The sequence below is a fragment of the Kribbella amoyensis genome, assembly GCF_007828865.1.
GTDB classification, from domain to species: Bacteria; Actinomycetota; Actinomycetes; order Propionibacteriales; family Kribbellaceae; genus Kribbella; species Kribbella amoyensis.
In genome coordinates this window covers 102,612-126,245 of the sequence record NZ_VIVK01000002.1, presented here as the reverse complement: position 1 = coordinate 126,245, position 23,634 = coordinate 102,612, and the positions used below count along the sequence as shown (strand labels likewise).

Sequence of the window (23,634 nt, the reverse complement as noted above, 5' to 3'; positions counted from 1 at the left end):
ATCCAGCACGCTCCGGGGCCTCACCAGCACCCTCCGAGATCGTTGCCTGTGTCACCTAAATGCCACCGGCCCGATCCCCGTCTGCTCCCAGCAGAATCACACCCCACCAGAGTGCGCCCCGAACCCCAACCCCGCAACGGGATTAGCCAGGGACGCCGGGCGTCCGGGGTCAGCGGGTGCAGATGTTGAGGACCGGTTCGCCGTACTTCTGGAGTTTGGTGCGGCCGATGCCCGGGATCCGGAGCAGTTCGCGCTCGTCGGTGGGGCGGAGTTCGGCGATGGCGGTGAGGGTGGCGTCGGTGAAGATGACGAAGGCGGGCATGCGCTCCTCCTCGGCCTTCTCGGCGCGCCACTCGAACAGGGCGTCGTAAAGCTTCTGGTCCATCGTCGAGGGGCAGTCCTCGCAGCGGCCGAGCTTGCGGGCGCCCGCGTCGAGCAGGCCGCGCCCACAGACGCGGCACTTCGGGATCGGCTTCTCGGTACGCTCGCGGCCGGTCCGGGCGGACGGCTGCCAGTCGGACGCCGGCCGGGACGAACCACGGACGCCTAGCGTGTCCAGGAACCGCGTCGGACCCCGCTGCCCCCGTCCACCCGGCGAGCGGGAGGTCGACCAGCTGATCGCGAGCTGGTCCTTCGCCCGGGTGACACCGACGTAGAAGAGCCGGCGCTCCTCCTCGACCTGCGCGGGGGTCTGGGCGTAGCTGATCGGCAGCGTGCCCTCGTGGGCGCCGACGATGAACACGCAGCCCCACTCCAGGCCCTTCGCGGTGTGCAAGGTCGCCAGCGTGACGCCCTCCGCGAGCGGCGCGTGCTGGATCGCCGCCCGCCGGTCCAGCTCGGTCATCAGCTCGGCCAGTCCGGCCTCGGGGTGCGCGGCCGCGTAGTCCGACGTCATCGTCACGAGCGCGCTGAGCGACTCCCAGCGATCCCGGACGGCGCCCTTGCCCTTCGGCGGCTCCGGCGTCCAGCCGGCGCCCGCGAGCACGCCGCGGACCACCTCCGCCAGGTCTCCGCCGGGCTCCCCCGCCTTCGCCTGACCGCGGAGCAGCATCGCCGCCTGCCGGATCTCGGGCCGCTCGAAGAACCGCTCGGCGCCCTTCAGGACGGCCGGGATGCTCCGCTCGGCGAGCGCCTGCTCGAAGTTCTCGGACTGGGCGTTGGTGCGGAACAGGATCGCGATGTCCCGCAGCGCCGTCCCCGAGTCCCGCAGCTTCGCGATCGCCCGGGCGACAGCGTCCGCCTCGGCGACCTCGTCCGGGTACTCCCGGTACGTCGGCGTGGGGCCGGCGTCGCGCTGGGACCGCAGGGTGACGCGACCGGGCAGACCGGCCGGGCCGGTGGAGTCGAGGATCTTGTTCGCGACGTCGACGATCTGCGGGGTGGACCGGTAGTCGCGGACCAGCTTGATCACGGTCGCGTCGTCGTGCCGGGAGGCGAAGCGGACCAGGTTCTCCGGGTCGGCGCCGGCCCAGGAGTAGATGGTCTGCGCCGGGTCGCCGACCACGCAGACGTCGCCACGGCCGCCGAGCCACAGGTCGAGCAGGCTCTGCTGCAACGGGCTGACGTCCTGGTACTCGTCGACGACGAAGGTCCGGTACTGGCGGCGGATCTCGGCCGCGACCCGCTCGTCCTCGGCCAGCAGCGCGACGGCGCAGAGCAGCACGTCCTCGAGGTCGATCCGGCCGCGCTCCAGCTTCACGTCCTCGTACGCCGCGAAGATCCGGGCGATCGTGGCCGGGTCGAAGGCGGCCAGCGTGCGTCCGGAGGTCGGGGCGAGCTTGGCGTAGTCGTCCGGGCGGACGTTGCTGACCTTGGCCCACTCCACCTCGCCGGCCAGGTCGCGCAGGCCGGGCGTGTCCACCCGGACCCGGCACCGCGACGCCGCCTCGGTGAGCAGCGGGAACTTGCGGTCCGCGATCGGCGGCAGCTCCGACTTGTACACCTTCGGCCAGAACCATCTCGCCTGCCGGAGCGCGGCCGAGTGGAACGTCCGGGCCTGGACGCCGTCCGCGCCGAGCTGGGCGAGCCGCCCGCGCATCTCCCCCGCCGCGCGCTGCGTGAACGTCACGGCGAGCACGCGGGCCGGGTCGTACGTGCCGGTGCGCACGCCGTACGCGATCCGGTGGGTGATCGCGCGGGTCTTCCCGGTGCCGGCGCCGGCCATCACGACGACCGGGCCGTGCAGGGCGGTGGCGACGGCGCGCTGCTCGGGGTCCAGCGCCTCGAGCAGGGCGTCGGCCGACCGGGCGGCAACGACCTGTGTGATGTCGCTCACGGGCTGAGACATGCGGGAACAGGACCCCCGGGCGCTGTGGTTCAGATAGGACGAGAGCAACCCTAGACGGGCCGGCCGACAGAACGCGCAGCCCGTTGACCCCGCAGAGAGACGGAGCGAGCCACGATGGCGGCATTCACGATGTACTCGACACCTTGGTGCGGTTACTGTCACCGGTTGAAGGGGCAGCTGAAGCGGGCCGGGATCGAGTTCGCGGAGGTCGACATCGAGCAGGTGCCGGGGGCGGCGGAGATCGTCGAGAAGATCAACAACGGGAACCAGACGGTCCCCACGGTGGTCTTCGCGGACGGCACCGCGATGACGAACCCGAGCCTCGCCCAAGTCGCGGAGAAGCTGGCCGCCTGAGGACGACGAACGCGGCGCCGAGCCCCCGAGGGCCGGCGCCGCGTTCTTCTGTTGTTACCAGCTGCCGGTGAGGGAGTTGCCGTACCAGCCTTCGATCAGGCGGCGGGAGATGGAGATGTTGCCGGGGAGGGCCATGGTGCCGGCTTTTACCAGGGCGGTGAGGTCTTCGCGGCTGAACCAGCGGGCGTCGGAGATCTCGTCGTCGTCGACCTCGATGTCGAACCCGGTAGCGGTGGCGTAGAAGCCGAGCATCAAGCTGGACGGCAGCGGCCACGGCTGGGATCCGGCGTACCGGACGTCCTCGCCGACGATGACGCCGGTCTCCTCCAGCACCTCCCGGCGGACCGCGGCTTCCAGCGACTCGCCTGGTTCGACGAAGCCGGCCAGGGTCGAGTACCGGCCCTCGGGCCATTTCGGGTTCCGGCCGAGCAGGGCGCGATCCTGGTCGTCGGTGACCAGCACGATGATCGCCGGGTCGCTCCGCGGGAAGTGGTGCATCCCGCACGACGGGCACTCCAGTACGTGCCCCGCCTCCACCGTCTCGGTATGCGCGCCGCAGTTCCCGCAATGCGTGTGGACGGCGTGCCAGTTGGCCAGGCCGACCACGTTCACCGCGATCCCGGCCTCCCGGTCGTCCAGCAGCCCACCGATCTCGCGCAGTCCGGCGTACTCCTCGCCCGGTTCGCCCTCCACCAGTACGGCGAACACGGCGCGCCCGTCTGCCGTCTGCCCGGCCCCGCTCTCCCGGTCGATGCCGAGGAAGATCCGTCGTCCCTCCGGCGCCTCGGCGGGTGGTACCAGCTTCAGCGTGGTCCGGTCCGGGTTCACCAGCAGCTGGTCCCCCGCGACGGTCGCCACCTGGGTGTCCGGATCGGCCCAGGCCTTGTCCAGCCATTCCTGGTCGCGGCGGCGGTCCGCGGCGCGGTCGAGGACCGAACGGGACAGGGCGAGGGACTGCGGATCGATCGAGTAGGCCACGGCGACCAAACTATCTCGCCCGGCCCCGGCACCCGCCGACACACCAGGCACCCGTCTCCGCGGTCCCGCCGGTCCGGGCCCGGGACGAGCGGTCTGCCGTGAGAGCATCCCCGCATGAGTATTCACATCGCCGCCGAGAAGGGGCAGATCGCACCGCGGGTGCTGTTCCCGGGCGACCCGCTCCGGGCCAAGTGGATCGCGGAGACGTACCTCTCCGACGTCACCTGCTACACCGAGATCCGCAACATGTTCGGGTTCACCGGTACCTACAAGGGTGAGCGGATCTCGGTCCAGGGCTCCGGGATGGGCCAGGCGTCCGCGTCGATCTACGCGCACGAGCTGTTCGCGGAGTACGACGTGCAGACGCTGATCCGGGTCGGGACCTGCGGCGGGTTGACCGAGAAGGTGCGGATCCGCGACGTGATCGTGGCGATGTCGGCCAGCACCGACTCGCAGATGAACCGGCTGCGGTTCCACGGCATCGACTACGCGCCGACCGCGGACTACCAACTGCTCCGGTCCGCCGTGGACAACGCCGAGCGGGCCGGGCTGACCGTGCACGTCGGCCAGGTGTTCTCCGGCGACCTGTTCTACAACGACCGGCCCGACCTGGTCTCGCGGACCGCGGAGTACGGCGTGCTCGGGATCGAGATGGAGGCCGCCGCGCTGTACACGCTGGCCGCGAAGTTCGGCCGTCGCGCGCTCGGCATCATGACCGTGTCGGACCACCTGGTCACCAAGGAGGAGACGTCGGCCGAGGAGCGCCAGACCACCTTCTCGGAGATGATCACGATCGCCCTGGACGCGGCGATCGAGGTACCGGCCTGAAGCGCTACGCCGTCACCTTCCTGAGCGCCGCCCTGCTCGTCGGTACCACGGCCTGCTCCAGCGACAACCCCCAGAGTGAGGCAACGACCCCGGCTCCGGGGACGGCTCCGGCTTCGTCGCCGGCCGCATCCCCGACCGAGCCCGACGGGTCGCCGTCGGCGCTGCCCGACATCCCCGCGACCCAGGTCGTGTCCGGCCTGACCGGCGCGGGGTACAAGTGCGGCCGCGACGGCGACTACGCGATCTGTACCTCCGGACCGGTGGCCGTCTGGGTCCTGAACGGCACCCACAAACGCCCGCCGGTCGTCTCCCTGCACGCGGCCGGGACCGCTGAGTCCGCGTCGGCGGAGATCGGCAAGGTCCTGCCGAAGGCGCTCGAAGTCGCGCACGTGAATCCGCGCGGCGCGATCGTCGACTGGTTCGGTCAGCAGGCGAGCAAGACGGAAGCGCAGACCAAGCAGGGCGACTGGCAGGTCGACTGGTCGGTCGAGGTGGACACCGAGGAGCCCGGCGCCCATCTCAGCCTGACGGACCAGACCTGCAAGGCCGACTGCCAGGCGGAGTAGCCCTCAAGAGGCGAGGCGCTCACCGAGCAGTTGGTGAAAGGCCTCGGCCAGGCCCGGGCGGAAGCGCAGGTAGCGACGGGTTGTGCCGTCGTCGAGAGTGAGCTCGACGGCGGTCCCCCGCACCTCGCGAACCACCCGCGCGGACCGCACCCTGGTCACAGCGATCGTCTCGGGGCGCCGGGTGAGCTCCATCAGGTCGTCGACGATGCCGTCCGCCTCGGCCTTCAGCCGGCGGCGCCCACCGCGGGTCAGCGCCGACCCGGTCATCCAAGCGGCACCGAACACCGTGGCGACGAAGTCGAGCCCGACCAGGATCGCCGCCGCCGTGAGCAGCACCCCCGCGACGATCAGCAGCGGTTTCACGGCCGCGTCCAAGCCGGCCAGCTTGGCCAGCCCGGCGAGGACCAGCGCGCCGCCCATCCAGATCGCGCACCACTGCGCGAGATCCGGCCGGGACCCCTGGATCTGCCGCGACGTCCAGCCCTCCGCGGTGAACTCCAGATCCACCAGCCCACCCGGCTCCGACCGCACCCGCCGCACCCTGCTCACGCGCGGAAGCGTACGTCCGCCCCAGGTGCAAACCGACCTACCGCCCGCCTCGGCCCCGCAGGTCGGGGTCGGCAGTCGGACGCCGGCGGTCCGGAGCGCGCGGGTCAGGAGCCCGAGGTGGCTCCGGCGCTGGCGCTGACCACGATCGCGGTGGTGACGGCGGCCTGCATCTCCTGGACGGCCTTGCGCACCGCTTCGGCAGCCCAGGCGGACTCGGAGATCTCCTTGGCCCGCTGCTTCAGCGCCTTCTTGTCCACCGCGTCGGTGACGACCTTCGGCACCACGTTCAGCGCGTTCAGCAGCGCGACCAGGGCGCCGGTGCGCTCGTCCGGCAGCGAACCCAGCTTCAGGACGTTCTCCAGCGCCTCGCGGACCTGCGCCTCGTGCTGCGCGTCCTTGGCCGGCCAGCGGGTGACCGGGAACAGCCCGAGCACCTTGTCCTGGTCGGCCTCGAGGATGCCGCGCTCGGCCAGCCGGGCGAGCAACTCGTCGCGCAGCTTCTTGGACAGCTTGCCGAGCACGTTCTTCGGCTTCTGCCCGGTCTTCTCGGCCAGCACGGCGAGCCGTTGGTCCAGCACGGGATCACCAGTCGGCCCGGCGTCGAGCACCTTGAGCCGGCCTTCCTTGACCTCCTCGCCGGGCCCGGCCACGTCGACCCTGCCGAGCATCGTCAGCTCGATCACGACGGCACCGGCCAGCGCGTAGTCCAGCCCCGGCGACCCGGTGATGGGCTTGCCGCTCTCGTCGTCGTACAACAACAATAGGAGGTCCTCTGCGATCAACATGCTTCCAACCTAGGCCGCCGTCACCCTCCGCACATCCGCCGCCCGAGCTATTTCGGACGTAGTACTCCCGTAGCGGGTCGGTCACCATCCGGACCGGATCGCGAGGTCGAAGCGAGCATCAACTAAGGTTAGCCTTAGCTAACAGGCTCGCCCACCTCGAAAGCAGAGTCCGCCATGACCCGTGCAGTTCCCGAGCCGTCCTTCCGGCGTTTCACCGCCGGGATCGGCTCCCTCACCCTGCGACCGTTCGACCTCCGGACCGACGTCCCGACCCTGCACGCCTGGGTCACCCAGCCGTACGCGCGGTACTGGGGCCTGCTCGGCGCCTCCGTCGACGACGTGCGCGCGGAGTACCTCCGGATCGAGCGCAGCGGCCACCACCGGGCCTTCCTCGGTGAGCACGACGGCCGGCCGGCCTTCCTCACCGAGCGGTACGCGCCCGAGCACGATCCGGTCGGCCAGGTGTACGCCCCGTCGCCCGGCGACGTCGGCATGCACGTGCTGGTCGCGCCGGCCGATCGGCGGATCCCCGGATTCACCGGCGCCGTGTTCGAGACGATCCTCGACTTCCTGTTCAGCGATCCGCTGGTCGACCGGGTGGTGGTCGAGCCGGATGTGCGCAACACGAAGATCCACGCGCTGAACGAGCGGATGGGGTTCCGCAAGCACAGCATCGTGGACCTGCCCGACAAGCAGGCCTGGCTGAGCTTCTGCACCCGTGACCAGTACGCCGACGCCGTCCGGATGGGCGAGGCAGGATGACGATGGAACCGACCTTGCACCTGCAGCCCGCGACCTGGACCACGGTCAACCGCGCCCTGGTCCGCAAGGCGCTCGCCGAGTTCACCCACGAACGCCTTTTCGAGCCAGTTGCCAACGACAACGAATACGTCGTCGCGGGCCCCACGAGCGAGTACCGGTTCACCGCGCGCCGCTATCCGCTGAACCACTGGGAGATCGACGCCGCGAGCATCCGCCGGACCGTCGGCGGCAATGACTCACCGGTGGACGCGCTCGACTTCATCACCGAGTTCCACGAGGTGCTCGGGATCGCGGCCGACATGCTGCCCGTCTACCTCGAAGAGATCAGCAGCACGCTCGCGAGCGCGGCGTACAAGCTGAGCCGGCCGGACCTCACCGCGACCGATCTGCTCACCGCGGACTTCCAGACGATCGAGGCCGCGATGACCGAGGGCCACCCGTGCTTCGTCGCGAACAACGGCCGGCTCGGCTTCGGCGTGACCGACTACCGCGCGTTCGCACCGGAGACGGGCCAGGCGGTGCGGCTGACCTGGATCGCCGTGCGCAAGGACCGGGCCACGGTGTCGCACAGCGAGACGATCACGTACGCCGAACTGCTGCGCGACGAACTGGGGACCGATGTCCTGCAGCGCTTCGCGGAGCGGATCCGCGCGGTCGGCGAGGAGCCGTCGGAGTACCAGCTGATGCCGGTGCACCCGTGGCAGTGGGAGAACAAGACGTCGATCACGTTCGCGGCCGACATCGCCCAGCGGCACATCGTGTACCTGGGGAGCACTGACGACGACTACCAGGCACAGCAGTCGATCCGTACTTTCTTCAACCGCTCCCACCCGGAACGGTGCTACGTGAAGACCGCGTTGTCGGTGCTGAACATGGGCTTCATGCGCGGGCTGTCCCCGACATACATGGAGAAGACGCCCGCGATCAACGACTGGGTGTACGGCGTGGTCGAGAACGACGTGACGCTGAAGCGGTACGGGTTCTCCGTGCTCCGCGAGATCGCCGCGATCGGGTACCACAACACGTACTACGAAGCGGCGACGCCGAAGACCTCGCCGTACCGCAAGATGCTCGCCGCGTTGTGGCGGGAGAGCCCGGTTCCCTCGCTCGACCCGGGTGAACGGCTGGCCACGATGGCGAGTCTGCTGCACGTGGATCGGCACGGTGCCTCGCTGGCGGCCGCGTTGATCCGTGCGTCCGGACTACCGCCGCGGGAGTGGTTGCGCGCGTACGTGGACGCGTACCTGGTGCCGTTGCTGCACTGCTTCTACGCGTACGAGCTGGTCTACATGCCGCACGGCGAGAACCTGATCCTGGTCCTGCGGGACTCGGTACCGACGCGGCTGGTGATGAAGGACATCGCGGAGGAGATCGCCGTGATGAGCGCGGCGACGCCGATGCCCGCGGACGCCGAGCGGGTGCGGTTCCCCGACGTGGCGGACGACGAGAAGCTGCTGTGCGTCTTCACCGATGTGTTCGACTGCATCTTCCGGTTCCTGTCGCCGCTGCTCGACCAGGAGGGGCTGCTCACCCCGGACGAGTTCTGGGCAGTGGTCCGCGAGGCTGTCCGCGACTACCAGGCCGCGACGCCCGAGCTGGCGGACGCGTTCGCGAAGTACGACCTGTTCACGCCGGAGTTCGCGCTGTCCTGCCTGAACCGGTTGCAGCTGCGGAACAACCGGCAGATGGTCGACCTGACCGACATGTCCAACTCACTGGTGTTCGTGGGCACGCTGGCCAATCCCCTCTGTGGATAGCCATGTCTGTGGATAACCGCCGCGGCGGTCGGGCGATGTCGGTCAAGCTGGAGCGGTGACCCGACTCCAGGCCGACCACCGCCCCCGCGACGCCCGCCGCTACGAGATCGCCGACGGCCGGCTGCTGGTGACCGGCACCCAGCCACCCGCCCACCAAGCAGCCGTCGTCGGCCTGCTCGTCGCCCTCAAACAAGCCTGCCCACCCGGCCTGCGCGTCGCGGTCAACTCCCTCGACTTCCGCCCCACACCCCACCTGACACTCCGCCCCGACCTCCTCGTCTGCCCAGCCGAAGCAGCCGGCCCGCAGTACACCCCGACCCTGCTGCTCGCCGTCGAGGTCATCTCCCCCACCACCCGCACCACCGACGTGGTCCTCAAACGTGCCCTGTACGAAAGGGCCGCCGTCCCCGCGTACTGGCTCCTCGATCCAGCAGCCCAAGAACTCACCATCCTCCACCTCACCCCCACCGGCTACACCTGCGAAACCGTCATCCAGGCGGAGGAGATCCACGAGGCGACGTTCCCTTTCCCAGTCACCCTCTGCCCCACGAAGTTGCTGAGTTGAAGGGGCAGGGCAGGGCATTCGAGGGCATCGGCGGGCAGATCGGCGAAACTGTGCGATCGGGGTGCTCGGAGCGCTGATGCTGGTCGAGTGACCGAGAAGGAGGCACCACGGAAGCCGTGCGAAACCTTGATCCCGGCGGATTCACGCCGGCCGATCTAGCAGCTCTTCCCGACGACGGACGCCGCTACGAACTCGTCGACGGGCAACTGCTGGTGACACCTGCGCCCCAGTTCATCCATCAACGAGCTGTTGTTCGATTGACCACCTTGCTCGAGTCGAGTTGCCCCGACGGTCTCGAGGTACTAGTAGCACCCTTCGACTTCCGCCCCACCAGCGGTCGATGTCTCCAGCCCGACGTGCTGGTCCGCCAATCGGAAGACGTAGCCCGGAGCAGCGTCACTCGCCTGCAGTTGGCCGTCGAAGTGCTCTCACCCAGCACGCGCAGCGTCGACCTGTTACTCAAGCGTGGTTTGTACGAGCAGGCGGGTGTCGAGTCGTACTGGCTGTTCGATCCGGAGCAGGAAGAGCTGACCGTACTGGAGCTGGTCGACGGATCCTACGTCGAGTGGGCGGTGGTGCAGGGTGCCAAGGAGTTCAGCACCCAGCGCCCGTTCGACGTGCGGGTCGTGCCGGCCGACCTGGTCCGGAGGTCGCACCGGCAGGCGGTGTGACCTCCGGCTCCTCCTTCAGTCGAGGAGGGGGTTGTAGTTGTCGGGGGACCAGGCGGCGAGGGTCTTCGTGCGGAGGGTTGCGCCGAGGCGGTTGTAGAAGCGGGCGCCGGCTTCGTTCTCCAGGCGGAGGCCCCAGGTGATGGTGAGGTTGTCGGGGCTGGCCAGGCGGGCCAGTTCGAGCATCAGGGTGCGGCCGAGGCCGGCATCACGGTGGGCTTCGCGGACGTAGAGATCGTCGAGGGCGAGGATGTCCCGGCCGGTCCAGAGGTGGGCGCGGCGGAGCGCGGACACGTAGCCGGCCGGAGAATCGTTGCCCTCGGCTACCAGGACGATCACGTCGTCCCGGCCGAGCGCGGTCCGCCAGTCGTCCTCGGTACTGGTGACGAACCGGCCTTCGTCCTGATGGTCGGCGAGCTCGACCACCATCGTCCGGACCATGGCCGCGTCGGCCGGACCAGCTTGGCGGATCTTGTAGTCGGTCATCAGCTGTTCTCCCGTGCGGGGACGACGAGCAGAGCGAGGACGGCGGCGACCGCGGCGGTGACCGCGGCGAAGGTGAATCCGCGGCTGAAGCCTAGGTCGCTGGTTCCCGCGATCCCGGCGGCCGCGATACTCGACACCGCCGCGACCCCGACGGACGCGCCGAACTCGTGAAACGTACTCAGGATCCCAGACGCCAGACCGGCCTCGTGGAACGCGACCTTGGACAGTGCCGTGGCGGAGGAGGCGACGAATGCGGCCCCGATCCCGGCAGCACCGACGCTGATCCCGACCACGAGCAGGACGGACCCACTCCAGATCGCCGGGATGGCCGTACCGACCGCCGCGACCGCGAGTCCCACCATCGCGACCGACCGAGCGCCGTAGCCACCGATCACCTTGCCGGCGATCTGCGCACCGGCGATCGTGGTGAGTGCGACCGGGAGGAACAGCAGGCCGGTCCGCAGCGCGCCGTACCCCTTGAGGTGCTGCAGGTAGAACGAGCCGAGGAAGAACACCGCGATCATCAGCGCGGTCGCGATCAGGATCAGGAACGTCCCCGCGGCGACCGGCCGCCGAGCCAGGATCTTCAGGTCCATCAACGGCGACCGGACCGTCTTCTGCACCAGCGCGAACGCCGCGTACAGGACGACCGCCGCGGCGAGCATGCCGAGCGTTGCCATCGACAACCAGCCGCGGTCGCCCGCGTTGATCAGCGCGTAGATCGCCGCGCCGGTACCGGCGGTGACGAGCAGCGCACCCGGTACGTCGAGTCGGGCGGGCGGACCGTCCCTCCGGTCGGCCGGCATCATCCGGCTCAGCACGAGCAGCACGACGGCGCCGATGGGCACGTTCACGTAGAAGACCCACGCCCACCCCGGTCCCGCGGTCAGCAGGCCGCCGAGCAGGACGCCGACCGCGGCACCACCGCCACCTAGCGACGACCAGATACCGAGCGCCTTGTTCAGCTCGTCGCCCTGGAACGTCTTGGTCACCATCGACAGTGCGGCCGGCGAGAGCATCGCGGCACCGATGCCCTGCGCGACCCGGCCACCGAGCAGCGTGGTCGCGTCACCGGCCAGCCCGGTCACCAGCGAGGCCGCGGTAAAGACCAGCAGGCCGGCCAGCACCAGCGTGCGGGAGCCGAACAGGTCGGCCGCGCGCCCGCCGAGCAGCATCAGCCCGCCGAACATCAGGGTGTACGCGCTGACCACCCAGGTCAGGGTGTCGCGCTCCAACCCGAGCTCGATCCCGATGTGCGGCAGCGCGATCGCGACCACCGTGACGTCGAGGATGAGCATGAACTGCGCGATGCCGAGCAACGCCAGCATCCGCCACCGCCGCGGATCGGCGGCCACCGTTCCGGAGTCCCCGAGGACCTGATCGGACACGGCGACACCTCCTTCACTAAATTGAACAAGCATGTACGAGTTAGTTCGGCTAAGATAACTCGTACACCACTGTTCGACAAGGGAGATTCCGTGGCGAGCTCGACGCAGACCCAGAAGCGACCGGATCCGCAGGCCAAGAGCGCGGGGAAACGAGCGGACGCGCAACGCAACATCGCGGCGATCCTGGACGCCGCGGTCAGCACGCTCGGGCGCACTCCCGAGGCCAGCGTCAGCGAGATCGCGAAGGCGGCCGGGGTCGGGCGGGTCACGCTGTACGGCCACTTCCCGAATCGGACCGACCTGGTGGACGCCGCGTTCGCGCACGCGATCGAGGAGGGCGAGCGGGCACTCGGTCAGGTCGACCTGGACGGTGATCCGCGGGCGGCGCTGAGCCGGTTGATCGCCTCCAGCTGGCACCTGGTGGACCGGTTCCGCTCACTGCTGCTGGCGGCGCAGAGCGTGTTGCCGGCGAGCCGGATCCGCGAGCTGCACGCGGAGCCGGCCGCCCGGGTCGAGCGCCTGGTCGAGCGGGGGCGGCACCAGGGCGTCTTCCGGACCGACCTGCCGACGTCGTGGCTGGTCGGCGTCATGCACAGCGTGATGCACAGCGCCGCCGACGAGATCAACGCCGGCCGCGTCGACACCGACGACGCCGCCGCCTTCATCACCGCGACCGTGCTCGCCTCCTTCACCCCACCCGGCGAACCCGTCCCCCGCTGACCTCAACACCCAACCACCCTGATCCAGGGACCTGGGACACAACCTGGGGATCTGGGATCCCACCTCGGAGACCTCGGACCAAACGCGCGGAGCGGTGAACCACCACGGGAACCGGGGCCCTCGACACCCAGCCCCATGAGGACATAATGCCGGGACTCAGAACACGTCCTGCCATGTCCCAGGACCCGACAACCTGTTCACTGTTGCGGCGGCCGGTGTCTGCTCTCGCCGGCGGGCTGGTGTCGACAGTTCGGACGCCAGCCGAGCCGCTAGCGAACGGGGCGGCAGGCACCAGGCTGGGACCGGCGAGCTGATGCCGGCGAGCAGGTACCGGGCAGGTACCGGCGGACTGGTTCCGGGCTGGTACCGGCGGGTTGGTGTCGGCGGGGGACTCAGCCGGCGAGCAAGGTGGTGAGTGCCTGTTGGCCGGGGAGGTTGTCGGGGCGGACGATGTCGCCGGTGCGGACGTAGTAGAAGGCCGCGTCCACGTGGTCGAGGGGGATGCCGAGCAGCTCGGACCAGGCGACCCGGTAGATCGCCAGCTGCAGCGAATCGGCGGTCTCGGAGCGGCTGGTCTTCCAGTCGATGACGTCGTACCCGCGCCCGCCGTCCGGCCGGATCGTCTGGTACACCGCGTCGATCCGGCCCCTGATCACCCGGCCGCCGAGCGACAACGCGAACGGCGCCTCGATCTCGTACGGCACCCGCTCCCCGAACGGTCCGTCCCGGAATGCGTCCATCAGCTCGAACAGGTCGGTGTCGTCGACGATGCCCTCGTCCGCGGCCCCCGGCAGGTCGTCCGGGTCGAGCAGGAACTGCTGGCCGAAGTAGCTCTCCACCCACGCGTGGAAGCGGGTCCCGAAGCGGGCAGCCCGGTTCGGCTTGCGGGGCATCGGCCGGGCCAGCTCGGACGCCAGCCCGTCGGGATCGCGGGCCAGCCGCATCACCTGGGTCGCCGACAACGCCCGCGGCAGCTCGACGTCGTACGCCTTCCGGCTGCGGCTCTCCCTTGCCTCGGACAACAAGCGCTCGATCTCCGAGTCCCAGCGGGCCACCGTCGCCTGCTCGTCCAGCAGCAGCGACTCCTCCGCGTCGAGCGACGGACCCTCCACCCGCGCCTGCTGCACCAACGCGGCCGCGTCGAGCCGCCGCTGGTACGCGTCGGGGTCGTACGCAGCGGGCCAGGGCGCCTGGGTCTGCTCGGCGAGCTCCGGGTTCTCCTGGTTCAGCTCGGGTTGGTCCGCCCACGCGACCACCCGGTCGCCGGCGTGCCGCTTCAGCAGTTCCAGGTACGCCGAGGGACCGCGGGGCCGTTTCTGGGTCGGGCCCCACCAGTGCCCCGTGGCGACCAGGATCTCCTTGGCCCGGGTGAACGCGACGTACCCGAGCCGGCGTTCCTCCAGCGCGTTCACGTCCTTGCACTCGTCGGCGAACGCCTTCAACCCAGCGTTCGACAGGTCGTGGAAGTCGGGCAACGTGTCCGCGTCACCGCGCAACGGCCACGGCAGCACCTTCGCGTTGGTGGTCCACTTGTCCCGGCCGCGGTCGGACGGGAACACCTTGTTCACCAGGGTCGGCACGAACACGACCGGCCACTCCAGCCCCTTCGACCGGTGCGTGGTCAGCAGCTTCACCGAATCCGCCTCGCTGGGCACCGCGAGATCCAGGCCGGCCGCGTACTCCTCCTCGGCCGCCAGGTACGCGAGCAGGCCGTCGAGGGACCCGTCCGACTCGGTCGAGACGAAGTTGCCGACGGCATCGAGGAACGCGGCCAGGTGGTCCCGGCGGCCGGAGTCGACGTGGTCCGGCGTCGCGGTCAGCTCGACGTCCAGGCCGATCGTGCTGATCACCCGGCGGACCAGGTCGAGCAACGGCTCCCCCGCGTGCCCGCGCAGCTCCCGCAGCTCGGCCGACAGCTCCTGGAACCGCGCCAGCGCTTCCGCCGAGTACCCCCAGGCGGCCGGGCCTGGGTCGTCCACGGCCTCCGCCAGCGAGATCACCTCGGTCGAGTCCATCCCCGCGACGGCCGCGTCCAGGGCGGCGACCAGGTCGTCGGCCGCCGGGCGGTCCCCGCCGTCGGCGAGGGCGCGGGAGCGGTTCGCGAGCAGGGCGAGATCGCGGTGACCGATCCGGTACCGCGGGCCGGTGAGGATCCGCAGCATCGCCGCGTTCGCGGTCAGGTCGTTCACCGCTTGCAGAGTGGCGACCACGTCGACCACCTCGGGCAGCGCGAGCAGACCGCCCAGGCCGACCACCTCGACCGGGACCTTGCGGGCGATCAGTGCCTCGTGCACCGCGCTGAGGTCGACGTTGGTCCGCATCAGGATGCCGATGTCCTTCCACCGGCGGTTCGGCGTCCGGTGCGCGGCGACGACCGAGTCGGCCACCCACTCGACCTCCTCGGACCGGGTCTCGAACAGGCCGACCGTGATCGCGCCCTCCGGTGCACCCTCGGGCGCCTCCAGCGGGATCACACCGGGGTGCTGCTCGTACAACTCGGTGGCGTGCTGGTTCGCCGCGGCGAGGATGCGGCTTCCGCAACGGCGGTTCACACTCAGCACGTACCGCTGGGCGGGTGACCCGTCCTGCTGAGGGAAGTGCTCGGGGAACTCGTCCAGGTTCGCCACCGAGGCGCCTCGCCAGCCGTAGATCGCCTGGCACGGATCGCCGACGGCGGTGACCGGGTGCCCGCGACCGTGCTCGGGATCCGGGCCCGCGAACAACGCGGTCAGCATCCGGCGCTGCGATACGGAGGTGTCCTGGTACTCGTCGAGCAGGACCACCTTGTACCGCGACCGCTCGATGCCGGCCACCTCGGGACACTCCTCCGCGAGCCGGGCGCCCCAGGCCATCTGGTCCGCGAAGTCGACGACCCCACGCTCCCCCTTGTACGCCTGGTACTCCTCGACCAGCTGGAGGATCTCGCCCCGCTTCAACGCCGTCTCGCCGAGCTTCTTCACCTCGACGGTCTGCTTGCGCGCCGCGGCCACCTCCTGCCGGACCGCCTCGTCGTGGTCGCGGACGTCACCGGCGCGAAGCAGGTGGTCGGCCAGCTCACCATCGAGCGAGAGCAGGCTGTTCACCAACGTGGGCACGTGGTGCGACGCGTACCGGATCGGGCCGGCGGAGCGGCGGACCACCCGGCCGGCCAGCTGGAAGCGGGTCGCGTCGGCGAGCACTCGCAGGTCAGGCTCAAGGCCGAGCCGCAGGCCGTGCTCCGCGATCAGCGTGCCGGCGAACGCGTGGTACGTCGAGACGACCGGCTCACCCGGCTCCTCGGGCTCCCAGTTCGGCACGTTGCTGCGCAGGTGCGCGGCGAGGATCGGGTGCTGGTCCGGCGGCAGGGTGCTGCCGATGACGCCGGCCTTGGTCAGGTCCTCGCGGATCCGGACGTCGAGCTCGTTGGCCGCCTTCTTGGTGAAGGTCAGGCCGAGCACCTCCTCCGGCTTCACCTGGCCGGTACAGATCAGCCAGACCACCCGGGCCGCCATCGCGGTCGTCTTCCCGGACCCGGCACCGGCGACGATCACGCCGGGCGCCAGCGGGGCCGTGATCGCGGCCAGCTGCTGGTCGCTGAACGGGATGCCGAGCAGGTCGACCAGGTCGGCCGTACTGCGGAGCTGTGCGGGCATCAGACGATCTCCCGGCCCTCGGGCTGGATCGGGCAGAGCCCGCGGACCTCGCACCGGGTGCACCCGTCGTTGCGCTTGGCCACGAACTCCTCGGACCGCACCATCGCCTCGGCATCCTCGACCGCCTGGTCCAGCCAGGTCCGGCCGTCGTCGTCCGGCTCCAGCGGAGCCTGGCCCTGTACCTTCGGCAGGCCGCTGTCGTCGTGCCGGAGCTGGACCAGCTCGGCACCACCGCTCTCCTGCTCCTCGCCCAGCTTCTTCAGCTGCCTGGACGCGATCGCGCGCTGGTAGATCGCCAACTGGACGTGCCGCTCCAGGGCCGGCTTGGTCGGGATCGAGCGGCCCGTCTTCAAGTCGATCACCCGCAGCTTGCCGTCGCCGTCCTGCTCGACCCGGTCCATCCGGCCCTTCACCTGGACGGCCGGCTTGTCGGTGTCCGGCAGCAGCACGCTGAAGTCGAGCTCGGTGCCGATCAGCTTCCGGTCCGGGCGGCCCTTGTGCCAGGCGACGAACCGCCGCAGCGCGTCCTCGGCTTCGACCCGCTCGCGATCGGAGATCCAGCTGGACTCGAACTCCAGCTGCGTCCACACCTTGTCGAGCCAGCCGTTCAGCTCGTCGGTGTCGGGTGGCAGCGTCCCGGTCGCGACCGCGTCGGCGAGTGTGTGCAGCACCATGCCGAAGCCGATCGCGGAGTTGCTCGGCGTCTCCCCGCCCGCCCGTCGCTGCAGGAACCAGCGCAGCGGGCAGTCCACGATCGTGGTGAGCGCGCTCCCTGACAACGGCACCGGCTGGTCCGGATCCGTGATCGGGCGCTCGGACCTGGTCCGCTCCCGGACACCCCACCAGCGCTGCGGGTCGGCGGTCGGTACCAGGTACTGGTCCCGCTCGTCGGTCGCGTCGGCCAGCTGGGCCAGCCGGTCCGCGGCCACCCGCTTGAGCTCGGGGGACGACGCCGGGTCGGACAGGACGCAGCGCAGGTCGGCGACGAGCCCCGGCAGCGACAGCGGACGACGGGGCCGGCCGGCCACCAGTTTCAAAGGAATGTCGAGCTCGTTGAGCAAGCGGGAGGGCTGGTCGCCGTCGGCCTCGGGTGCCTGCACCGCGGTCACGATCAGCCGCTCGCGCGCGCGGGTGATCGCGACGTAGAACAGCCGTCTCTCCTCGGCCAGCAACGCGCCGGCCGACAACGGCTCGACGAGTCCGTCCGGTCCGAGCCGGTCCGGTTCCAGCAGCGAGCCGCGGCGCCGCAGGTCGGGCCACTGCCCCTCCTGCACGCTCCCGACCACGACCAGCCGCCACTGCAGCCCCTTCGACCGGTGCGCGGTCATCAGCTGAACCCCGGCCTCGCGGTACGTCGCGTCGAACCGGTTGTCGGCGGCGATGTCGAGCGACTCCAGCTCGCTCAGGAACGCGGACACGCCCTTGAACCCGACCTGCTCCTCGGCCCGGCTCGCCGCGTCGAACAACGCGCACAGCGAGTCGAGATCGCGGTTCGCCGTCCGGGCCGGCTCGCCGCCGCTGTTCGCCTGGCCGCGGAGCCGGCGCAACCACGGCGACTCGGACCACAGCGACCACATCACCTCGTCCGGCGCGGCCCCGGCGGTCACGATGTTCCTTGCCTTGAGCAACCTCTCGCCGAGGGCCACGAACCGCGCCTCGGCCGGGGACGCCTGCTCGTCCAGCAGCAGCGGGTCGAGCAACGCCTCGCGCAGCAGCTCGTCCGAGGACCGGGGCAGCCGCTGACCGTTCGCGGTCTCGCGGTCCCGCTTCCGTAGCTCGCGGGCCAGCCGCCGGAGCTGGCCGGCGTCCATCGCCCCCAACGGCGACAACGCCAGCGCGCGGACCACGTCCACGGTCAGCGTCGCCGGATCCGCGACCGCCCGCAACGCGAGCAGCATCGGCCGGACAGCGGGCTCGCGGGACAACGGCAGCTCGTCACCGGCGACGTCCACCGGGATCCCGGCGGCGGCCAGGGCACGGCGCAACGGCGGGATCGACCGGCTGCCCGAGCGAACCAGGACCGCCATCTCGTGCCAGCCGACCCCGTCCTGGACATGGGCCCGGCGCAACAGGTCCGCGATGTGCTCCAGCTCGGCCCCGCTGGTGGAGTACAGATTCGCCTCCACCTTGCCCGGGCCGTACACGCACCCGCTCCCGTCGGGATTGCGGAACCGGTCGAACGTGTCCCGGTCCAGCGTGCCGGGCACGCCGAGCCGGTTCACCACGTTGCGGGAGACGCGCAGCAGCGTCGTCCCGAACCTGCGGGTGGTCGCGAGTGCGATCTGGTCGGCCGGCTCGCCGGAACGCTGGGGGAACTCCTCGGTGAACCGCAGCAGCCCGCGCACGTCGGCCCCGCGGAACGTGTAGATCGACTGGTCCGGGTCACCCACCACGACCAGGTCACGGCCGTCGCCCGCGATCGCCTGCAGCAGCTTGGTCTGTCCCGGGTCGGTGTCCTGGTACTCGTCGACGAAGACGACCTTGAACTCCTCCCGCAGCTTCGCCTGGACCTCGGGCTGCTGGGCCAGGATGACGGCCCGGTGGATCAGCTCGGAGTAGTCCAGCACCTGCTCGTGGTCGAGGATCTGCAGGTACTCCTCGAAGAAGTCACCGACCGCGACCCACTCTGGCCGGCTCGCCGAGTGCCCGATCGCGGCCAGGTCCTCCGGATCCAGCCCGAGCTGCCGGGCCTTGCCGATCACGGCCTGCACCTCGTCGGTGAACCCGCGCGTCTTCAGCGCCGGATGCAGGCTCCCCGGCCACTGCACGGCACCGACCTCGCGACTCCCGCCGAGTGCCTCGCTCAACCGCAGCGACTGCTCGGGACCCGACGGCAACCGCAGTGGTACGTCGAACGCGTCGGCCGGGGTGAAGCGGCGCAGCAGCGCGTAGCAGAACGAGTGGAACGTCATCGACGGCAGCACCCGCGTGGTCTTGCCGAGCCTCGAGGTGATCCGGTCCCGCAACTCGGTCGCGGCCTTCCGCCCGAAGGTGAGCACGAGCACCTGGTCCGGACTCAGGCCGCGGTGCCGGACCCGATCGACAACGGCCTCGACGAGCGTCGTGGTCTTGCCGGTACCAGGACCAGCCAGCACGAGAAGTGGACCACCGGAGTGGTCCACCACAGCTTGCTGGTCGGCGTCGAGAACAGGCGCCGGTGGAGGCGCTGCCACCCGTCCCTCCGGCCGCACCAGCCGGTACCGGGATCCTGTTCTGCTGACCACCGGCACATCCCATCAGAAGCCGCCGACAAAACGCCTACCCCACCCCAGTCGGCAGCACATCGCTCGCAATCCGGACACTCTCTCCGGCCGGTCGCGGTCGGAGGATTTCAGTCCGCGGTCTCGGGGTCCCAGCGGACGCTGCGGAGATCGACCTTGCCGTTGGTGACCCGGACGCCGTCGCCGCGCAGCAGTTGGAGCTGTTCGTCGACGACCTCATCCGCGGGGACTCCGCTGGCCCGGATCACCCGCCACCACGGCACGCCCCCGCCGTACTCGCGCATGATCGCCCCGACCTGCCGCGGTCCACCCTGGCCGACGTACGCGGCGATGTCCCCGTAGGTGGCCACGCTGCCCTCGGGGATCGCCTCGACGGCTTGCAGGACGGCTTCGACGTACTCCTCCCGATCCACGGTCACACGCTAGTACCTGGCCCGGACACCCAGCACTCACCAACCCGGGCCGCCGGGCGACCGTCCCGCGGTGCCGCCGCCTCGGACGTCGGAATCGCGGAGGTTGGTGAGTGGTGGCGGTTCAGGCGAGGGGGGCGAGCGCCTTGGCGAGAGGGGCGAGCACCGACGGCGGGGCGTCGAGGGGGAGGTTCATGACGACCAGGTCGACCCCGGCCTCGCCGTACGCGGCGGCGTCGGCGACCGCCTTGTCCAGCGGCTCGTCCGGGTCGATGCGGACGTTGACCGAGCAGGTGATCTCGTCGACGTCACGGCCGACCTCCTCGCAACGCTGGACGAGGATCTCCTTGAGCGGCTTCCACTCGTCCGGGTTCGGCACGATGACATTCCACTGCTGGGCCCAGCGGGCGACGGCGCGCAGGGTCCGCTTCGGTCCCTTGCCGCCGATCGTGATGGGCGGATGCGGGGTCTGCACGGCCTTCGGTTCGCAGTACGCGTCGGTGAGTTTGACGTACTGGCCGTCGAAGTTGGCGACCTTCTCGGTGAGCAGCGCGATCATCGCCTGCACCCCCTCGTCGAACCGGTCGAACCGCTCCTTCAACGGGTACAGCGGAATGCCGTAGGCGTCGCACTCCATTTGGTTCCAGCCGGCGCCGATCCCGAGTTCGAGGCGGCCGTCGGCGATGATGTCGGTGGTCGCGGCCATGTTCGCGAGCACGGCGGGATGCCGGTAGATCATCCCGGCCACCTGGCAGCCGACCCGGATCCGGCTGGTCGCCTGGGCCAGTGCGGCCAGGGTCGTCCAGGCCTCCAGGTTCGGCCCGGCCAGGTCGCCACTCAATGGGTAGAAGTGGTCCCAGTGCCAGGCCGACTCGAAGATCTCGAACTCGTCCGCCGCCACCCACACGTCCCGCAGCTGCTGCCACGTGGTGTGTTCCGGCCGGGTCTTGATCGCAAACCGCATCGCACGCCTCCGGGGTAAGGGTTTTCCACCACCCCGCAACCTACCTCCTGCCGCGCTCGCCCGGCAGCCTCGACCGGTCCGGCCAGGCGGCCGGTCCCGGTCAGTCCAGGCCGAGGCGGGCGCGGACCTCGGGGCGGCGCAGCGGCGGCACCGTCTGCGGCGGAACACGGCGCTGCGGCATCTCCTCCAGCAGCGCCTCGGTGATCTTGGCGACCTCGGCGGCGGCGCGCTCGATCGGGCCCCGGGTGGTCGCGCTCAGCGACCCCACCCCGGTGACCTTGCGGACGTACTGCAGGGCGGCGGCGTAGATCTCCTCGGAGGTCGCGGCCGGCTCGAGCCCACGGAGAACGGTGATGTTTCGGCACATGCCACCGACAGTACGCGGCCCCGGGGACACCACGCGGTGGATCGGCCCTGGCACGGGACGATCCACCGCGCGTGATCTCGTCACCGGACCGCGGCGTCGAGCGCGGCCACCTCGCGGACGGCGGCGGCGATCGCGCGGTAGTCCTTCCGCAGGATCGCGCCGTGGTTGCTCTCGACCTTCGCGCTGACCTCGATGTTCGGGTTGCGCTCGGTCACGGCCGCGAGGCTGGTCCGGATCCGCTCCTGCTCGTCACCCTTGCTCCCGAAGGACGTCCCCGAGGCGACCACGTACCGGGCCGGGACGGTGATGCTGTCCAGGACCGGGCCGAGCTCGCGTTCCCGGGAGATCCGGCCGACCTCGATGTTGCTCTCGGCCTGCTGGGCGGCGCTCATCCGCGGGGCCAGGCCGGTCGGGCGCAGCAGTGGCAGGAACCAGCCCATCCGGCGGAACAGCTTGCGGATCCGCTGCTCCATGGCCTCGTCCAGCCAGTCGTACGGGAAGGCGCCGTCGACCAGGACCGCGCCGATCGTCCGGTCCGGATTGCGGCTGGCCCAGTGCGCCCCGACGAACGCCCCGTAGGACCAGCCGACCAGCACGGCGCGGTCCACGCCCCGGGCCGCGAGCACGGCGTCGACGTCCCGGACCGCGGTCTCGAAGGAGTAGTCGGCCGAGCGCTTCGACTTGCCCCGGGCCCGTTCGTCGAAGGTGATGTGCCGCCAGTCCGGACCGAGTTCGGCGATCGGCCGGCGCCAGTACCCCTGGGTGGCGAACTGGCCGTTGAGGTAGAGGATCGGGACACCGGAACCGCCGGTGTCGGTGACGGCCAGGGCGGTGTCGTCGACCGGCACCAGGCCGGTCCAGGGGGCGGTGGTCGAGGAGCCGGTGGTCGAGGAGGCGGTGGTCGAGGAGGTGCTGTTCGTCGTCGTCATGGGACAACCTTCGCGATCCGGCCTGACACCTCCCTGACATTGCGCTGACGCGACGGCCGTACCGGTGGCGGAACGCAGAACGGAGGGGAGCCCCGAGTTCGGGACTCCCCTCCGTTCGGTGGAACTCAGTACGCCGGCTGGGACGGGTCGATCTGGTCGACCCAGGCGACGACGCCGCCGCCGACGTGAACCGCGTCGCCGAAGCCCGCACCCTTGGCGATGGCGAGCACCTCGGCCGAGCGGACGCCGGACTTGCAGTGGAAGACCAACTGCTTGTCCTGCGGGAGCTTCTCCAGCGCGACACCGGTCTGGAAGTCGGCCTTGGGGATCAGCACCGAGCCCGGGATCCGGTTGATCTCGTACTCGTTCGGCTCCCGGACGTCGATCAGGACGAAGTCCTTCTCGCCGTTGTCCTTGAGCTTGATCCACTCGGACAGCTGCTTGACCGAGATGGTCGAGCCGACGGCCGCGTCGGCGGCTTCCTCGGTGAGGGCGCCGCAGAAGCTCTCGTAGTCGATCAGCTCGGTGACGGTCGGGTTCTCGCCGCAGATGGCGCAGTTCGGGTCCTTGCGGACCTTCAGTGCGCGCCAGTTCAGGTCGAGCGCCTCGTAGATGTTCAGCCGGCCGAGCGACGGGTCGCCGATCCCGGTGAGCAGCTTGATCGCCTCGGTCACCTGGGCGGCGCCGACCGACGCGCAGAGCACGCCGAGCACACCACCCTCGGCGCAGGACGGGACCATGCCGGGCGGCGGCGGCTCGGGGTACAGGCAGCGGTAGCACGGGCCGTGCTCGGCCCAGAAGACGCTGACCTGGCCGTCGAAGCGGAAGATCGAGCCCCACACGTACGGCTTGCCGAGCAGCACGGCCGCGTCGTTCACCAGGTACCGGGTGGCGAAGTTGTCGGTGCCGTCGACGATCAGGTCGTACGGCTCGAAGATCTCGAAGACGTTGTCGTTGTCCAGCCGGGTCTCGTGCAGGACGACGTTCACGTTCGGGTTGGTCTCGAGGATCGACTCCTTGGCCGACTGCGCCTTCGACTTCCCGACGTCGGACTGGCCGTGGATGATCTGGCGCTGCAGGTTCGACTCGTCGACCGTGTCGAACTCGACGATGCCGAGCGTGCCGACGCCGGCCGCGGCCAGGTACAGCAGCGCAGGGCTGCCGAGGCCGCCGGCACCGATCACCAGCACCTTGGCGTTCTTCAGCCGCTTCTGGCCGGCCATGCCGACCTCGGGGATGATCAGGTGCCGCGAGTACCTGCGGACCTCGTCGATGGTCAGCTCGTCGGCCGGTTCGACCAGCGGGGGCAATGACACTTGTCGGCTCCTCGTCAGCGGGATTGCGGGGGGACTCTCCGGGTTTCAACCATCGATCCCTCGTCCATGTTCCCGCACCGTTCCAGCCCAGACCGCCAGGGT

At 70.3% G+C, this 23,634-nt stretch carries 22 protein-coding genes; 8 read left to right on the top strand and 14 right to left on the bottom strand.

Annotated features, from left to right (window positions below; all coding sequences use genetic code 11):
* Window positions 1-169: 169 nt before the first annotated feature.
* A complete protein-coding gene (locus tag FB561_RS30850; protein ID WP_145813576.1) occupies window positions 170-2,287 on the bottom strand; it encodes an ATP-dependent DNA helicase UvrD2 in 2,118 nt (705 codons plus the stop codon).
* A 114-nt stretch (window positions 2,288-2,401) separates the two neighbouring features.
* Between FB561_RS30850 and FB561_RS30845 the strand changes: the two genes are divergently transcribed.
* Complete coding sequence (locus tag FB561_RS30845) at window positions 2,402-2,641, top strand: mycoredoxin (protein ID WP_145813575.1); 240 nt, start codon at window positions 2,402-2,404, stop codon at window positions 2,639-2,641.
* 54 nt (window positions 2,642-2,695) lie between these two features.
* Here FB561_RS30845 and nudC read toward each other — a convergent pair whose 3' ends face one another.
* On the bottom strand, window positions 2,696-3,619 hold the full coding sequence (gene nudC, locus FB561_RS30840) for an NAD(+) diphosphatase (protein WP_145813574.1): 924 nt from the start codon (window positions 3,617-3,619) through the stop codon (window positions 2,696-2,698).
* 114 nt (window positions 3,620-3,733) lie between these two features.
* Here nudC and deoD point away from each other — a divergent pair, with 114 nt between their 5' ends.
* Window positions 3,734-4,447 (top strand): purine-nucleoside phosphorylase, encoded by a 714-nt coding sequence (deoD, locus tag FB561_RS30835; RefSeq protein WP_145813573.1) that lies wholly within the window; start codon window positions 3,734-3,736, stop codon window positions 4,445-4,447.
* Between the two features lie 4 nt (window positions 4,448-4,451).
* On the opposite strand, the gene FB561_RS38845 is transcribed toward deoD, so the two are convergent.
* Complete coding sequence (locus FB561_RS38845) at window positions 4,452-4,619, bottom strand: hypothetical protein (protein ID WP_238335230.1); 168 nt, start codon at window positions 4,617-4,619, stop codon at window positions 4,452-4,454.
* A 16-nt stretch (window positions 4,620-4,635) separates the two neighbouring features.
* Between FB561_RS38845 and FB561_RS30830 the strand changes: the two genes are divergently transcribed.
* Entirely contained in the window at window positions 4,636-5,013 is a 378-nt protein-coding gene (locus FB561_RS30830; protein ID WP_238335229.1) for a hypothetical protein, read from the top strand.
* 3 nt (window positions 5,014-5,016) lie between these two features.
* On the opposite strand, the gene FB561_RS30825 is transcribed toward FB561_RS30830, so the two are convergent.
* Window positions 5,017-5,562: a hypothetical protein gene (locus FB561_RS30825; RefSeq protein WP_238335228.1), complete on the bottom strand. Its 546-nt coding sequence runs from the start codon at window positions 5,560-5,562 to the stop codon at window positions 5,017-5,019.
* A gap of 104 nt (window positions 5,563-5,666) precedes the next feature.
* Entirely contained in the window at window positions 5,667-6,347 is a 681-nt protein-coding gene (locus FB561_RS30820) for a GOLPH3/VPS74 family protein (protein WP_145813571.1), read from the bottom strand.
* Window positions 6,348-6,521: 174 nt separating this feature from the next.
* Between FB561_RS30820 and FB561_RS30815 the strand changes: the two genes are divergently transcribed.
* The 4 genes from FB561_RS30815 (at window position 6,522) to FB561_RS30800 (ending at window position 10,102) form a co-directional block, all read left to right on the top strand.
* Window positions 6,522-7,109 (top strand): GNAT family N-acetyltransferase, encoded by a 588-nt coding sequence (locus FB561_RS30815; protein WP_145813570.1) that lies wholly within the window; start codon window positions 6,522-6,524, stop codon window positions 7,107-7,109.
* A 2-nt stretch (window positions 7,110-7,111) separates the two neighbouring features.
* Window positions 7,112-8,866 (top strand): IucA/IucC family protein, encoded by a 1,755-nt coding sequence (locus FB561_RS30810; protein ID WP_272952587.1) that lies wholly within the window; start codon window positions 7,112-7,114, stop codon window positions 8,864-8,866.
* Window positions 8,867-8,921: 55 nt separating this feature from the next.
* Window positions 8,922-9,431: a Uma2 family endonuclease gene (locus FB561_RS30805; RefSeq protein WP_145813568.1), complete on the top strand. Its 510-nt coding sequence runs from the start codon at window positions 8,922-8,924 to the stop codon at window positions 9,429-9,431.
* Between the two features lie 116 nt (window positions 9,432-9,547).
* Window positions 9,548-10,102: a Uma2 family endonuclease gene (locus tag FB561_RS30800; RefSeq protein WP_145813567.1), complete on the top strand. Its 555-nt coding sequence runs from the start codon at window positions 9,548-9,550 to the stop codon at window positions 10,100-10,102.
* A gap of 15 nt (window positions 10,103-10,117) precedes the next feature.
* Here FB561_RS30800 and FB561_RS30795 read toward each other — a convergent pair whose 3' ends face one another.
* Together FB561_RS30795 and FB561_RS30790 are read right to left on the bottom strand one after the other, a co-directional pair.
* Window positions 10,118-10,585, bottom strand: a complete 468-nt coding sequence (locus FB561_RS30795; protein WP_145813566.1) for a GNAT family N-acetyltransferase — start codon at window positions 10,583-10,585, stop codon at window positions 10,118-10,120.
* On the bottom strand, window positions 10,585-11,973 hold the full coding sequence (locus FB561_RS30790) for an MFS transporter (protein WP_337692333.1): 1,389 nt from the start codon (window positions 11,971-11,973) through the stop codon (window positions 10,585-10,587). Before FB561_RS30790 ends, FB561_RS30795 begins: the two co-directional genes overlap by 1 nt.
* Before the next feature lie 90 nt (window positions 11,974-12,063).
* Here FB561_RS30790 and FB561_RS30785 point away from each other — a divergent pair, with 90 nt between their 5' ends.
* Window positions 12,064-12,693, top strand: coding sequence for a TetR/AcrR family transcriptional regulator (locus tag FB561_RS30785; protein ID WP_272952586.1), 630 nt, complete (start codon window positions 12,064-12,066; stop codon window positions 12,691-12,693).
* Window positions 12,694-13,085: 392 nt separating this feature from the next.
* On the opposite strand, the gene FB561_RS30780 is transcribed toward FB561_RS30785, so the two are convergent.
* From FB561_RS30780 to moeZ, 7 genes are all read right to left on the bottom strand, one after another.
* Window positions 13,086-16,325, bottom strand: coding sequence for an ATP-dependent DNA helicase (locus FB561_RS30780; protein WP_145813564.1), 3,240 nt, complete (start codon window positions 16,323-16,325; stop codon window positions 13,086-13,088).
* Window positions 16,325-19,498, bottom strand: a complete 3,174-nt coding sequence (locus FB561_RS30775; protein ID WP_238335227.1) for an ATP-dependent helicase — start codon at window positions 19,496-19,498, stop codon at window positions 16,325-16,327. The genes FB561_RS30780 and FB561_RS30775 overlap by 1 nt, the downstream gene beginning before the upstream one ends.
* Before the next feature lie 158 nt (window positions 19,499-19,656).
* Window positions 19,657-19,959 (bottom strand): MGMT family protein, encoded by a 303-nt coding sequence (locus FB561_RS30770; protein ID WP_202880952.1) that lies wholly within the window; start codon window positions 19,957-19,959, stop codon window positions 19,657-19,659.
* Between the two features lie 121 nt (window positions 19,960-20,080).
* Window positions 20,081-20,920 carry a TIGR03560 family F420-dependent LLM class oxidoreductase gene (locus FB561_RS30765; protein ID WP_145813561.1) on the bottom strand — a complete coding sequence of 280 codons (840 nt, stop codon included), beginning with the start codon at window positions 20,918-20,920 and terminating at the stop codon, window positions 20,081-20,083.
* Between the two features lie 100 nt (window positions 20,921-21,020).
* Window positions 21,021-21,287 (bottom strand): DUF2277 domain-containing protein, encoded by a 267-nt coding sequence (locus FB561_RS30760; RefSeq protein ID WP_145813560.1) that lies wholly within the window; start codon window positions 21,285-21,287, stop codon window positions 21,021-21,023.
* Between the two features lie 80 nt (window positions 21,288-21,367).
* A complete protein-coding gene (locus tag FB561_RS30755) occupies window positions 21,368-22,216 on the bottom strand; it encodes an alpha/beta fold hydrolase (RefSeq protein ID WP_145813559.1) in 849 nt (282 codons plus the stop codon).
* Between the two features lie 125 nt (window positions 22,217-22,341).
* Window positions 22,342-23,532, bottom strand: coding sequence for an adenylyltransferase/sulfurtransferase MoeZ (gene moeZ, locus FB561_RS30750; RefSeq protein WP_145813558.1), 1,191 nt, complete (start codon window positions 23,530-23,532; stop codon window positions 22,342-22,344).
* Window positions 23,533-23,634: the final 102 nt, after the last annotated feature.